Origin of the sequence: Bradyrhizobium sp. PMVTL-01 (genome assembly GCF_051861855.1) — a bacterium.
Lineage (GTDB): Bacteria > Pseudomonadota > Alphaproteobacteria > Rhizobiales > Xanthobacteraceae > Bradyrhizobium.
Window position 1 is genome coordinate 2,315,230 of the sequence record NZ_CP193982.1, and the last position, 13,105, is coordinate 2,328,334.

Here is a 13,105-nt window from a genome sequence, read left to right on the forward strand (position 1 = left end):
GACTGGATAACACTTGGGGGCAAGGTCACGCCTTCCCAGCGCAACGCCGTCCAACGCGCTTTCGGCCGTAGCTGAAGCAAATCTTGCGATCGTCGAGAAAGCGGGAGACGGATGCTTGCCGCGTTTTGCTGCACATTGAGCGCGATGCTCTTGCTCGTTGCCTACTGCCCTCCGGACGGCGCCTGTGGGGCAAATTCCGTGGGCGCCAGCACGCTAGTGCGCCGACGCAGGAAACGTAGGCAGTTTCCCGATGTCCGTCGGTTCATGTTGAATCACCAGTGTAGCCTTCAGGTTACTGATACTACCTTCTGGATACGGTCCATGGATGCGAGTGTGTCGGCTCGGTCCTGACCTCGCGGCATTCCATTATGATTTAGTTCTTCGGAGATATGCCAAAGGTCTCCACTCAATACCACTGCCCCAAACGTCGGTAGGTGAACCAGCAATGAATAGTGTCCCGCCGTGTGACCAGGCGTTGCTAGCATAACGACTGTGCGGTCACCGAATAAGTCTTTATCACCAACGAGCTCTTCTACATTAACCCCCGAATCTAGCCATCGAGCGATGTCCTCATAATTGTTTGGATAACGAGGGGCGAGTGACTGCTTGCTCGCCAAGTTAATCTGACTTACCCATCAATAGCCGTCCATTCGGGAAGTCAGCGGCCTGGCCAGTGTGATCCCAATGCCAATGGCTCAATCCAATGATCGAAATCTGCTCCGGCTTGACATTAATTGTCTGCAATTGGGAGGCTATCGTCTGATTCATTCCCAGTCGTCTCGACTTACCGTATTCGCTGGTGACGGTTGATAATGAGAATCCGGCATCCCACAGCATGAACTGCTTTTCGTGCCGAATCAGATAACAGCTGTTTGTCAGGTTTTTCTTCTTACCTGGATAGGCAAAGACATCGGACAGGGCTTCCATGTCGAAGTTCCTGAATTCTCCGCAGTCCAGTCGCCACATCTCGACGTCCGGCGGTGCTGCCATAACCTGTGTCACGCCAGCCACCGCGAGGAGCGTTAGTAATGCGGCGATGACCAGCCTCCATCTTGGCCTCGACGCAGTGATGAATGCGGTCAGCAGCCGGCAAAATTCGCGCGGAATCATGTTAGGTGTCTCTCAATGTTCTCAAAGTCGTCTGGCAGGCGGTCCGCCGGAGCGATGTCAGTGACAGCGTACGGCCAGAGCGGCAGGCTAAGGCCATCAGGTGCACGAATGTAGTATTGGCCACGCCATCCGCACTGACTCGACAGGATTCTGATCGCGCCGTAATAGATACGCGCCCCGTCCGCTGCCGCGCCCCCATAAGCCGCATGGCCTTCCTTCGAGTCCTAAGTGTTCATGACAGTGTAACGAATGCTTTTGCCAAATCGCTGCAAAGATCGGGAGTGAATGCAGCAAATCTGCGCTTCGCGGATGTGATGCGAGAACCCGCCACCTAAACCAATGGCTTCCGAAGCGCCGCAGTCAGATTTAGGGCTGATTACCCTTGAGTTTCGAACTCTGAGTGCTACATGGCCATTGGCCATCATCTATCGCGACAAAGCGGTCTCGTTGAGACGGTATGTATCCGCGGCTCGGTGTTCTCTGGATTTGCGCCTCGTTGAGAACATCAAGAGTTCGCTCTCTGCCAGTCGCGCTTGATCTTTTTTGCTAGCGACCATTTGTGCACCTCTGTCGGGCCATCATATATGCGAAATGCGCGGACTTCGCGGAAAACCTGCTCGACGATCGTGTCATTGGTTACGCCGGATCCGCCCATCACCTGCACGCAGCGATCAGCGACTCGCATGAGCGCCTCGCTGACTGCAACCTTGGTCATAGAGCTTTCGCTCGTTCCGAGGGACCCCGTGTCTAAGACGCTCGCACACCAGGAGATCATCAACTCAGTCTGTCTAAGGTCGATGAGATTATCGGCAAGCATGAAGCCAACGCCCTCATGATCGACAAGAGTCTTCCCGAAGGCTTGTCGCCGATTGGCATAATTGGTGGCGATTTCGTTGGCACGAATGCAGGCGCCAAACCAGCGCATGCAATGCGACAATCTAGCCGGGGATAGACGAACCTGCGCGTATTTAAATCCGTGACCTGGCTGTCCAAGCATCTGATCGGCTGGAATGCGAAGGTCGCGGATAGTCACAACAGCGTGCCCGCCCGGCATTGAATTATCGATCGTGTTTGGCACATGGTCGATAGTGATCGCCGGATCCGGCAGATCGACGAGGCACATGCACGCACCTTCTTCGGACTTCGCCATCACGATGCCAACTTTGGCTCCGTGTGCCCCAGTAATGAAGGCCTTGCGTCCATTCACAATCCAATGGTTGCCGTCCGGACGACAGGTCGTCATCATCATTGATGGATCGGATCCTGCGCCGCCTGCCTCGGCAGGTTCGGTCATAAAGAATGCGGAACGAGCGCGGCCCTCGATGAGCGGCTTCAGGAAGCGCTCTTTGATTTGAGGGGAGCCAATCTTGCCGAGAAGGTACATGTTGCCTTCGTCGGGCGCCGCCGTGTTGCACGCAATTGGTCCAAGCGGCGATAAGCCCGTCTTGGCAAGAACGAGTGCAGTTTCGGTCTGCGAGAGATGCGAACCGTCGGCTAAGACATGCGGCGTCAATACGCCCGCGGCACGCGCCAATTCGCGCAATTCGGCGACTAACTCATCAGTCGGGCAATTGTGATGATCGCGGCGCGGATCGTGCTCGAACGGAACGACGATGTCCCGAACGAAGCGTTCGACGCGCTTAGCAATCACCTGACTGCGCTCTGCACCGATCACGCTCATGACGATTCCATTCCGGCGGTTTGGAAAGTTGGATTAACTACCACTCTGTGTCCCGATTTGAACATTCTGTGACCCTCCTTGTCGTTGGTTTAGCGAGATCACCTAGTCTAATTCCTGGATAATCACCTTCACGGCGATGATGGACTCGGCGCTTGCGTGGAGCTGATTGACGTGCCGTGGCATTCGGCGCGCAGCACGTCATAAATCTTCATGACTTCGACGACCGCAAGCGTCTCGCCGGCCTTGATACCCTTCGGTTGTGAGTTTCTGCAAGGATCGTTTGATAGCACATCCTGATTTCTCTCCGGGTAGGCGGTCATCTTTGAAGCGATGTGCTTGTAAACTCTGGCCCCATCCGATCGATGATCCAGCACGTGATGGAGATGGCATTTGCAAACCGGAACGATCTGCAACCGCCTTGACGGCAATGGTAGGTAATCGGGTCAGTGGCACCTCCCTCAAGGTGCCTCCGAATGTGCTGACCGCGGTGCGCATCACGTCTAGAACGACAACCTCTCTCCACGCCGAAGCACCAATTGGCTGGTGAAAACTCGGGAGGGTGACTAGTGGCCGATAAGAGCCGATCGCTGGACACAGGAGCGTTGCCGGAACAGACGAGCCGCGAATCGGCTGTCCTGGGAGTCTCGCAATCGAGGCCGATGTGCTTCAGAGTATCCCACCGTATGGTGGACCAGCTCGTCGGCCCCCCGAGATCAATCTGGTCATCATGCCCAATAGCCAGTGACCGCTGTGCTTTGCACAATGCAGTGGCAACGCTAAGGGAGGAGACGCTAGATAGGAAAACCGGGACATGTACCGCATCGTGGACTGCATTTTGGTATCGGATTGGTATCCGCAACTGCAAGTTATCGATTGCCGCGCTTCCCTGAGCAGGTATTCTAGGTAAGGAACGACGGAAACGGACGTTCTCCTCGTGGAAGACTACGGCCGCAGCCCTGCGAGCCGGCCCGCCGTTCGCGGGGAATGTGTAGGGTTGCACAGCCGGGTAATTTGTACTTCCATTGACGTATGGGGGTTTGAGCGTTGCTGCTCTTAGTCTCCCGTCATCTTGTGTTTTGTTCCGACCGAGGGCTCGGCCCCGGCCCCTGCGGCTTGGGCCCGCGGCCCTCAGGTGAGTCCCGTGAAGGGTTTGCGGATCAACCCACGGATGAAGAATTCGATCATCGAAGTAAAGTCGAAGACTGGAACGCCAGTCGCCTGCTGGACCGACGCAGCGTAAGGCGGCAGATCGCCGCACTCAAGGAGCAGCATCCCAATGTCCGGTCGGTTCTTTACTAGCACTACTTTGGCAGATTTGGTTTGTGCTGTGGTTTTTCACGGATTCGTCTTCTGCAGTGCGGGCATCGCTGCGATGGCGGCCGGAGAATGAGATCGACGATGGCGTGGCGTACGGCGGGCATGGTTGGTTGAGGCGGAGGCCCGTTGATTCTTTTTTTTCCGCCCCGCGTATGCGAGGCGACGATGTTGCAGGAAGGCGTAGGCAATCATTGTCATAAGGGCGTGGCGATGAAGACCTTGCCATGATCGCCCTTCGAAGTGATCAAGTCCAAGCTCCTCCTTCAACTGTTGATGCGCCTGCTCACAAATCCACCGTGCCTTGATGGTAGCGGCCAGCGTGCGCAGATCCGTCGCCGCCGGAAGATTGGCGAGATAGTATTTCTTCTCCCCGGAGGCACGTTGCTCGCCAATGAGCCAGGCTTCGTCGCCTGGGAGATGCTGCTGACCTTTATCCCATATCCGCTGCGCAGGGCCGTCTGCGGTGCGGACACGGAGAGCAGCAAATCGGGCTTTGAGCCGACCTTTCGTCCCGCTACGCCAAGTCACCGTTTTCCATCTGGCGCCGGCCAGCATTTGTTCCGCCGCAATCGATAAGGTATCGGGCACGTGGTGCTTTCGTGGTTTGCCACGGACTTTGGTGATCGGCCAAATGAGCTTCACATCAACCGGATACACTTTCTGGTGCCGAGCGATACCGACAGCCCAGGCCAGCCCGCGCTCTGTTAGCCCTTGTCGAAACGGTGCGCTGAGGCCGTATCCTGCATCCGCCAGCACACATCCAAAGCGCACGTTGGCTGCCATCGCGCGGTCAATCTCGGCCAAAGCGATCTCCGGCTTGGACCGTGGCGTTCGGTGTTCGACTGGCACGCGAGCGCGCTTCAAACGAGGCATGTCGCTTGTCCAGCTGTCAGGCAGAAAGAGACGTAACGCGACCATCACTGGCACTTCCCCGCGCGCAAGCGTTAAAGACACCAGCGTTTGGCAATTTGCAGTTTTACCGAGAGCCGACGCGTATTGAGCCGCAACACCGACTGAGCGATCGCCCTTCTTCGGCAGCGAAGTGTCATCAATAACCAGCACCGCATCCCTGCCGCCGACAAGTCGGTCCGCCTGGTTGAGCAACTCTGTTTCCAGCGGCGTCGCGTCCCAGACACCGTCCGCAATGAAATGGTGCAACTGGTCGTAGTTGCTCGTGGCAAGGCGTTCGGCCATCGGCTGAACGCTCTTGCGATCGCCAGGGCCGATCAATCCAGCCACATAGAGAGGGCACATCCGCTGCCGGGTCTTATGACCCAGCCGGTCCAAGAACGGTATCAGCCAGCGCTCAAGTTCGTCCTTCCATCCCGGCATGGTCAGCCCTCCAAGAGCCGACCACCCATGAATCATTGAAAAATTGATTCGGGAATCCTATAAAGCACCGCAAAACCAACATTCTGCCAAAGTAGTGCTAGGGCTCGGACTCAATTGCTCCAATAGGCAACGATGGCGGCGAGATGGACGGCAGCCAAGAAGTTCCTGGCTAGTTTGTCGTAGCGAGTTGCGACACGCCTGAAATCCTTGAGGCGGCAGAAACAGCGCTCGATAACGTTGCGCCCCTTGTAGGCGCGTTTGCTGAAGCTGTGGAGAGTGACCCTGTTGGATTTGTTTGGAATGACGGGCTTGGCACCACGATCGACGATTTCGGCTCGAAAGCCGTCGCCGTCGTACCCTTTGTCGCCAATAAGGGCAGACATGGGTGGCGCGAGTTCCAAAAGGGCTGGCGCTGCGGCAATATCAGCGTCCTGGCCTGGAGTGAGATGAAATGCGCAAGGTCTGCAGTCAGGGTCGCTCAGCGCGTGGATTTCGTGGTCCGCCCGCCGCGCGAGCGGCCGATCGCTTGTTCATGCTCCCCCCTTTTCCGCCGCTCGCCGAGCGATGCGCTTTGATCGTGGTGGAGTCGATGGACAAAGTCACGCCGTCTTTGCCGCAGCGGGCGAGCGCTTCAAAGATCGCCCGCCAATGTCCGGGCCCAGCGATTGAAACGATTGTAGATCGTCGTGTACGGACCATAGTCCGGCGGGCAATCGCGCCAGCGTGCGCCGCACTGAAGCATGTGAATGATACCGCTGATGACGCGTCGATCGTCGTCGCGCACCGGTCCGGTCTGGTTCGTTGGCAGATGCGGCTCTATCAGAGCCCATTGCTTGTCGTTGAGCCAGAACAGTCCTTTGCGCATCGAAGTCCCCCGCATGGAATCAACCCGCTGCGAGGGAATCAGAGTTCGCTAATTAGGTACAGACCCTAGCATTACAGTTGGTGCGCCGGGAGACCGGCAAGGAGTAAGTGGTGGAAGTCCACTGCGATGAAGGAGTAGCGACCCACATCGGCCCCGAGCCGTGCGCAGGCGTCCGCGAGGATGTCGGCGAAGCGTCGGCAGGGGAGCGCATAGGCCAGCCATCGAGCCGCGAAAGAATGTTTTCCCGAGAGCCGACGCTGTCAACTGAGCGGAAGGCAACACGAAGGGGCGCGATATCGCGAGCGCCCGGTCGTCTCGGCGTGGTCGCAGACCCTGGCATGTGCAGAAGCTTCTTGTACGGGAACCGGGAGCTCTCTTGGTCGGCCAGATGCTCATGGAAGCAGCCTGGTCCGCGGCGGGAAGGCGAGGAGCTGTAGCCGCCGATGAACGATCAGGAGAAGTCTGACTCCGCCATAGTAGCTATGAAGTCGCCGAACAATGCCGGAGGTGCGGTGGCGGAGGCGATGGAGCGAAGGGCGGGGACCAAGGGAAACGCGAGACAGCAAAGCACACTCCGGACACGGGGCCGGGATCGTGTGATCCAGGAGCTTGATCGCGTACGGCAAGCCGCAAGGCAGAGGAAGAAGGAGCGGTTCACCGCGCTTCTCCACCATATCAACACAGACACGCTCCGTATGGCTTTCTACGCGCTCAAGCGCAAAGCAGCCCCCGGCGTGGATGGTGTGACATGGCAGGACTTCGAGACAGATCTGGAGCCTCGGCTTGCGGATCTGCACCGGCGGGTCCACGGAGGAGCGTACCGTCCCCAGCCGTCACGTCGGACGTACATCCCGAAGACTGACGGCCGGGAGAGAGCGTTGGCGATCGCTGCCTTGGAGGACAAAATCGTCCAGGGCGCGACCGTCATGGTGCTCAACGCCATCTACGAAGGCGACTTCGTCGGCTTCTCATACGGGTTTCGACCCGGTAGAGGCCCACATGATGGGTTGGACGCCCTGGCGGTAGCGATCACCACGCGGAAGGTGAACTGGATACTTGACGCCGACGTGCAAAACTTTTTCGGAAGTGTGAACCAAGACTGGCTGGTCCAGTTTCTGGAACACCGCATCGGCGACAAGCGCATCATCCGCCTGATCCGTAAATGGCTGAAGGCGGGCATTCTCGAAGACGGGGTCGTAACTGTGGACGACAGGGGCACGGGGCAGGGATCGGTGATTTCGCCGCTGCTCGCCAATGCTTACCTGCACTACACGTTTGATCTCTGGGCCGAACGCTGGCGACGGCAAGAGGCCCACGGCGACATGATTATCGTGCGCTATGCCGATGATCTCGTGGTTGGCTTCGAGCATGAGGACGACGCTCGCCGTTTCCTTGATGCGATGCGTGAACGGTTTGAAGCATTCGCGTTGACGCTCCATCCAGACAAGACCCGCCTGATTGAGTTCGGTCGCCGTGCGGCGGCCAATCGCAAAGGGCGCGGCCTTGGCAAACCGGAGACCTTCATGTTTCTGGGCTTCATCCACATCTGCGGTAAGTCACGCCGGGGGAACTTCCTGCTCGAAAGGAAGACCCGTCGCGACCGTCTGCGGAAGAAGCTTCAGGACATCAAGGAAGAGCTGCGACGACGGATGCACCAACCGATCCGTGCCCAGGGTGCATGGCTGAGACAGGTCGTCACCGGCCACTTCGCATACTATGGGGTTCCTACAAATGGGCGGGCGCTCTCAGCGTTCCGCTACTGTGTGACCGATCTTTGGCGTCGAACGCTTCGGCGGCGAAGTCAACGAGGCGGCTTCACGTGGGACCGTATGACGAGGTTGGCGGACGAATGGCTCCCACAACCCCGCATCCTCCATCCCTGGCCACAGCAACGCTTCGCGGTCACATACCCAAGGTAAGAGCCGGATGCCTTAATTGGGCTCGTCCGGATCCGCGCGGGGGGCGCTCAGCAATGAGCGTCCCTACCGCGAACATCTTCCTGAAGGTTCTGAATCCATGGGCGACCATGATTCGGGATCTGATGATTGGTGGCGCGTCAGTTGAAGATACGCTGACGCTGTGGGCTTCGGCGTTGCGAGATATCAAGCAACGCATCCGTCCGCTGTTTACGCAGGAGCGGGTCGCGGCCGCGGCGGGGCAGTTTCTCGACGGACTGTTGGGCAACGAGCCGCGCAAGACGGGTTGGATGCGGGCGGAAGCGGCCGGCGATCCAGGCCCGTGGCGCCAGCAAGCGATCCTGGGTCGGGGGCAGTGGGACGCCGATGCGCTGCGCGATATTGTCCGTGAATACGTGCTGGAAACGCTGCCCGATGAGGACGCGGTTCTGGTCATCGATGAGACCGGCTTTTTGAAACAGGGCAAGGCCTCATGCGGCGTCGCGCGCCAGTACACCGGCTCGGCCGGCAAGATCACCAATTGCCAGATCGGAGTGTTCGCCGCCTACGTGTCGCGGCATGGCCATGCCTTCATCGACCGGGCACTCTACCTGCCAAAGGACTGGACGGACGACCCCGCTCGCCTGAAGGCTGCGCATGTCCCGAGCGATGCGGGCTTTGCGACAAAGCCCAAGATCGCGCGTCACATGATCGCTGGCGCGATCGCCGCACAGGTGCCGTTCGCGTTCGTGGCCGCGGACAGCGTGTATGGCACCGGTGAGATCGAAACCCTGCTGCGCAAGGAGGGCAAGGGCTATGTTCTGGGTGTTGCGTCCAATCATGTGTTCCGTTCCTGGGGCAAGCCGCAGCCTGTCGCCGGCACCGCCTCCGCGATTGCGCAGAGCCTTCCCAAGAAGGCCTGGCGCCGCCTGGCGTCCGGCGAGGGGATCAAAGGGCCGCGCTGGCACGACTGGGCCTATCTCGAGCTGGCCGATCTCGACGCCGGTGAATACAACGACGACCTTGCCGGGGAATGGACGCGGGGTCTTCTGATCCGCCGCAACATCGCCGACGGCAGCTTGGCCTTCTTCTCCACATGGTGCCCCAAAGGCACGTCCATGCAGAAGCTGGTGTCGGTGGAAGGCCATCGCTGGGCCATCGAGGACAGCTTCGAAACCGCCAAGAACGAGCTCGGCCTTGATCACAACGAAACCCGCTCCTGGCATGGCTGGCATCGCCATGTCGCACTCGTCATGCTTGCCTTCGCCATGATGGCCGTCATCCGTCATCGGGCCAACACCGGGTCGTTGCTTAAAAAAACACGACCGCGGCCTCGACCGAAGCATCGTTCTTGATCCGCTGGTCGATCCAGGAAATCCGGCGCCTCGCCATGAAGCTTGCCCAGCGGCGCATCCCGCACGCCCATATCCTCGCATGGTCGTCTTGGCGTAGGGCCCACCAGGCCAACGCGCGCAAAGCCCATCTCAGGAAAAAATTGCAACTGTAATGCTAGAGTCACTGCGGTATCAACTACTTCGCTTTCGACAGCGCTAACGTCGAGGTCGCCGCTGGCGGAAATAAAGGCAGTGGCGAACGCCGGAGCCCCCTCGAGACCGACGATGACCCTAGGCCCGGAGTTGTCTCCCAGCCCGGCCGCTTCCAACAACTCTGGAGTCAGTGAAGGCAAACTCCCAACAATGATGCCGAGCGATTTCCCTCGGGGAAGCATCCGTTCAAGGAACTGAGCTAGGAGAAGGCTAGATAGGAGAGCGGGCACGTCTACCGCAGCGCGGACTGCTTCTTGGTATCGGATCGAGTATCCACAGCCGCAGGTGATCAGTTATGCCCCCTGTCGGGCCCAAGAATCCGGTGGCCAGTGACGCTAGGCACCATCTTTTAGCGCGCAGGGACACTCCACGTGCTTGCATTGCCGGTATCCCCAGGGATGTAAGGGCGGAGGCCAGGCGAGTGGACGCGCTCAAGCATCAAAATACCAACGGGTGCACCGTAGAACGTCAATCCAGGCTTCACCGAGACGAACTGCCGCTTACCCTGGGAAAGAGGAGAATCGATCACGTGTTATCTCATCAGTAGCCCATACCTTCTGATGGGCGGTCGGCGTCGCGAGTTCCTGTACCATGCTGCTAGCGCAGGATTCGAGCGATATCGCTGTCGAATTTGAAGAAGTACAGCGCGCGTGTTGGGCCATGGGCTCGTAGTATCCGCCCCAGATTGGTCGCCGCGACGCGCCGCACTCGAGAGTTCATCTCAGCAGTGCTGAGATGATTGGGCGTATAGTAAATTCGTTTGAAGAAGGGAGACCAAAGAAGAGAGGAGGCCAATATGTCGTTGAAAATCGCAGTTCGTCTCGTGATGTGGGGACTCGCTCTCGCAGCAAGCCCGGCCACGCGCACGGCATACGCGCTGGATGCAAAATTATGCCGCTGCCATATCCAAATGTTCGCCGGTCAAGTTTAAGGACCCCAAATCCGGCGAGCTGATCGGATCCAACGATGAGCTATTCGAAGCCTCCCAAAAAAGTAGGCTGGACTGAAATTCAGCTTCGCGGTGTTAGCTATCTTTGTGCTCTGCTCAGGGCCGGACGCAACGATAGCACGTCGGGGGTGAGGGGGGAGAGACCCGAAAGACGCGAAAACGGCTTAGTTTCCTCCACTTCCTTTACGACATGGTGAGCGAGTTGTACCTGATGCCAGTCTCGCAAGACGGCGGGACATGCGGATCCGCAGCGGCGGCCGATCGAGACACGAGGCGATCTCCACGCATTCTGATATTCAACAGAGACGATGACAATCGCAAAAGACCGCAGGCCTTTCCCGGAACGCCGGCGCGGGCCGGGCGGTGCCGAAGGTCTCTTTTTGTGACCTGCGGGAAACGCGTTACCGAGGCCGTGGCTGCGGGCGCGTCGCGGCGCGAGCGGATGAACTTGTGAGGTGAGCGTAGCATCGGCTGTCAGGTGGCTGCAGCGCTGGCGGACGATGACAACGCAGCCGCGAAGCCGCGCGGTGGAAGCGTTTGGTCACTCGAAGAGTTCGCGACCGAGGTTGTGATTGCTGAGCATCCAGACCTGAACTCTGGCGGAGACACTTCCAGAGCTGCGCAAGCGGCGAATTCGAACCAGCCGCAGCGCGCTCGGGCAGTTTTCTGACCGTCACAACATCACTTTTAAAAAAAAGCCTGCAAGCTACTGAACGGCAACGAGGGGACGTTGCGCGAACACGCCGATGCTGGATATGAGAGCAAGGCTTTCTTGATCCCGACACCGGCTCGTTTTATCGACAAGACTGGGGTCAACACAAATCTCGCGCGGCTCAGGGGGGCGTGCGCCAAGAGGTGTGTCAGGGAGCGGCGCCGTTTGGGGCATCGATCGGAGCGCGATCACCATCGTGGCGGCCTTGCGCCACAATAAAATAAAATAACCAACTCGATGAAAGTCGAAGGAGCTATGACCTGCCAATGCTCCTCGCCTATATTGAGGATTGCTTGGTTCCAATCCTCCGCGCAACCACATCGTGGTGAATTAACTTCCGGCTGCACACCGCTCCTGCCGTGAACGAACGACCGAGAAGGTAAGAAGCTGAGCGTGCGGCGTTTCCGAAGAATTGCCTGATCTAATCTGATCGAGCTGCGCTTGCTGCAAGTCAAGGCGTTACCTTCGTAACGTCGCTGCGAACAGTTCCGCATCGCACTCGCGCCATCCACGAATGCGCGAACAAGCAGACTATTTTTACAAATGAACGAATTCCGCTTTACTCTGCAGAGGCGGCGATAGTCGATTACGCAAAAGCTTCGCATTCTTCAGCTCGGGCGATGAATTCCGTCCTGGAAACGCGCCATATTGCGGAAATTCGGCCGAGGAAATCCCTTAGCATTAAAGTTCAGTGGGGAACAATCAGTCTGAGTGAAACCAAATGTTTTTCAAGATCGCAAGCCGTCTCTTAATAAGCGGGCTCACCGCCCTGAGCCTTTTTGCAGGCGCTGCATATGCACAGAATTCCCCCAGGGTGATCACTGCCGCAAATATCACCACCTTTCCGCCCTTCGCCTACAAGGATCCTCAAACTGGCGAATTCGCCGGCTTCGACCGAGACATCTTCGAAGCGATGGCAAAGAAGGTCGGAGCGACAGTCAAATGGGAATTCTTCGACTGGAAGGACCTGGTGAGCTTCGCGCCGCTGAAGACGGGGCGCGTCGACCTCTATGGCGGTGGGGGTATCCAGGGCGATCCTAAAAGGCGCGAGCTGGGCGTGAACTTCATCGACTATGTGTACGATCCCTACGTGTTGTTCGTGCTCAAAGCTAACGCGGACCTGACAAAGGCCCCGGAGGCGTTGTGCGGAAAGCGTGTTGTCACGTACCGGGGCTCGCCTGGAACGACTACTGTCGTCAATAAGTGGAGCGAAGAAGTCTGTACCAAGGCTGGCAAGCCTTCTCTGGTTCAGGTTGAAATCTCCGGCGGAACACCCATGGCGAAACTGGAGCTACAGCAGGGCCGTGTCGATATTGCAGTTTCGGGGGCGGGGACGGTCGCCTATTCGAATCTCTCGGAGGGCGACATCTACGCCACTGTCCCGCGCACCCTCGCCAGGGCCGTGTGGGGGATGGCATTCCTGAACAGGGAGCTCGGGGAATCCCTCCAGAAGGCGCTGAATGAGCTGATCGCCGACGGCACCTACGCCGAGCTGCTGAAGAAGTGGCATCTGCCTGCCGACAGCAGCATCGGCAAGGCTACCATCAACAACGCGCCGCTGCCTGAGAAGTCATGACCGTCCACGGGGCGTGCAGCAATGCGTCGTCCGCTATTGCGACAGGTTCACGTCCTGCAATTCCCCTCGCCGTCGGCCGGCTGCTTGTCGAGGTCGGGCGATGCATGATTCAACTACGAGT

General features: G+C 58.4%; 8 protein-coding genes and 1 pseudogene. 3 read left to right on the forward strand and 6 right to left on the reverse strand.

All coding sequences use genetic code 11. The features are described from left to right. Window positions 1-618: 618 nt before the first annotated feature. The 6 genes and pseudogenes from ACRQ5Q_RS10495 to ACRQ5Q_RS10520 all read right to left on the reverse strand — a co-directional run bounded on the left by ACRQ5Q_RS10495 (window position 619) and on the right by ACRQ5Q_RS10520 (window position 6,305). Entirely contained in the window at window positions 619-1,110 is a 492-nt protein-coding gene (locus tag ACRQ5Q_RS10495; RefSeq protein WP_439397557.1) for an MBL fold metallo-hydrolase, read from the reverse strand. A 505-nt stretch (window positions 1,111-1,615) separates the two neighbouring features. Then, window positions 1,616-2,791 carry an acyl-CoA dehydrogenase family protein gene (locus ACRQ5Q_RS10500; RefSeq protein WP_439397559.1) on the reverse strand — a complete coding sequence of 392 codons (1,176 nt, stop codon included), beginning with the start codon at window positions 2,789-2,791 and terminating at the stop codon, window positions 1,616-1,618. 128 nt (window positions 2,792-2,919) lie between these two features. Then, on the reverse strand, window positions 2,920-3,111 hold the full coding sequence (locus ACRQ5Q_RS10505; protein WP_439397561.1) for a hypothetical protein: 192 nt from the start codon (window positions 3,109-3,111) through the stop codon (window positions 2,920-2,922). Window positions 3,112-3,919: 808 nt separating this feature from the next. After that, on the reverse strand, window positions 3,920-4,063 hold the full coding sequence (locus ACRQ5Q_RS10510; RefSeq protein WP_439397563.1) for a hypothetical protein: 144 nt from the start codon (window positions 4,061-4,063) through the stop codon (window positions 3,920-3,922). Window positions 4,064-4,126: 63 nt separating this feature from the next. Then, window positions 4,127-5,476 carry an IS701 family transposase gene (locus tag ACRQ5Q_RS10515; protein ID WP_439397564.1) on the reverse strand — a complete coding sequence of 450 codons (1,350 nt, stop codon included), beginning with the start codon at window positions 5,474-5,476 and terminating at the stop codon, window positions 4,127-4,129. A gap of 74 nt (window positions 5,477-5,550) precedes the next feature. Further along, a pseudogene (locus ACRQ5Q_RS10520) lies at window positions 5,551-6,305 on the reverse strand (IS5 family transposase). A gap of 443 nt (window positions 6,306-6,748) precedes the next feature. On the opposite strand from ACRQ5Q_RS10520, the gene ltrA reads away from it, so the two are divergent. The 3 genes from ltrA to ACRQ5Q_RS10535 all read left to right on the forward strand — a co-directional run bounded on the left by ltrA (window position 6,749) and on the right by ACRQ5Q_RS10535 (window position 12,984). Continuing rightward, window positions 6,749-8,224, forward strand: coding sequence for a group II intron reverse transcriptase/maturase (gene ltrA, locus ACRQ5Q_RS10525; RefSeq protein WP_439397464.1), 1,476 nt, complete (start codon window positions 6,749-6,751; stop codon window positions 8,222-8,224). Window positions 8,225-8,331: 107 nt separating this feature from the next. After that, a complete protein-coding gene (locus tag ACRQ5Q_RS10530; protein ID WP_439399758.1) occupies window positions 8,332-9,555 on the forward strand; it encodes an IS701 family transposase in 1,224 nt (407 codons plus the stop codon). Between the two features lie 2,574 nt (window positions 9,556-12,129). Further along, window positions 12,130-12,984: a transporter substrate-binding domain-containing protein gene (locus tag ACRQ5Q_RS10535; protein WP_439397566.1), complete on the forward strand. Its 855-nt coding sequence runs from the start codon at window positions 12,130-12,132 to the stop codon at window positions 12,982-12,984. Window positions 12,985-13,105: the final 121 nt, after the last annotated feature.

Excerpts from the sequence above, each read along its gene's own strand:
- ACRQ5Q_RS10495 (WP_439397557.1), bottom strand. The coding sequence starts at position 1,110 with ATGATTCCGCGCGAATTTTGCCGGCTGCTGACCGCATTCATCACTGCG.
- ACRQ5Q_RS10500 (WP_439397559.1), bottom strand. The coding sequence starts at position 2,791 with ATGAGCGTGATCGGTGCAGAGCGCAGTCAGGTGATTGCTAAGCGCGTC.
- ACRQ5Q_RS10505 (WP_439397561.1), bottom strand. The coding sequence starts at position 3,111 with ATGACCGCCTACCCGGAGAGAAATCAGGATGTGCTATCAAACGATCCT.
- ACRQ5Q_RS10510 (WP_439397563.1), bottom strand. The coding sequence starts at position 4,063 with ATGCTGCTCCTTGAGTGCGGCGATCTGCCGCCTTACGCTGCGTCGGTC.
- ACRQ5Q_RS10515 (WP_439397564.1), bottom strand. The coding sequence starts at position 5,476 with ATGATTCATGGGTGGTCGGCTCTTGGAGGGCTGACCATGCCGGGATGG.
- ltrA (WP_439397464.1), top strand. The coding sequence starts at position 6,749 with ATGAACGATCAGGAGAAGTCTGACTCCGCCATAGTAGCTATGAAGTCG.
- ACRQ5Q_RS10530 (WP_439399758.1), top strand. The coding sequence starts at position 8,332 with ATGATTCGGGATCTGATGATTGGTGGCGCGTCAGTTGAAGATACGCTG.
- ACRQ5Q_RS10535 (WP_439397566.1), top strand. The coding sequence starts at position 12,130 with ATGTTTTTCAAGATCGCAAGCCGTCTCTTAATAAGCGGGCTCACCGCC.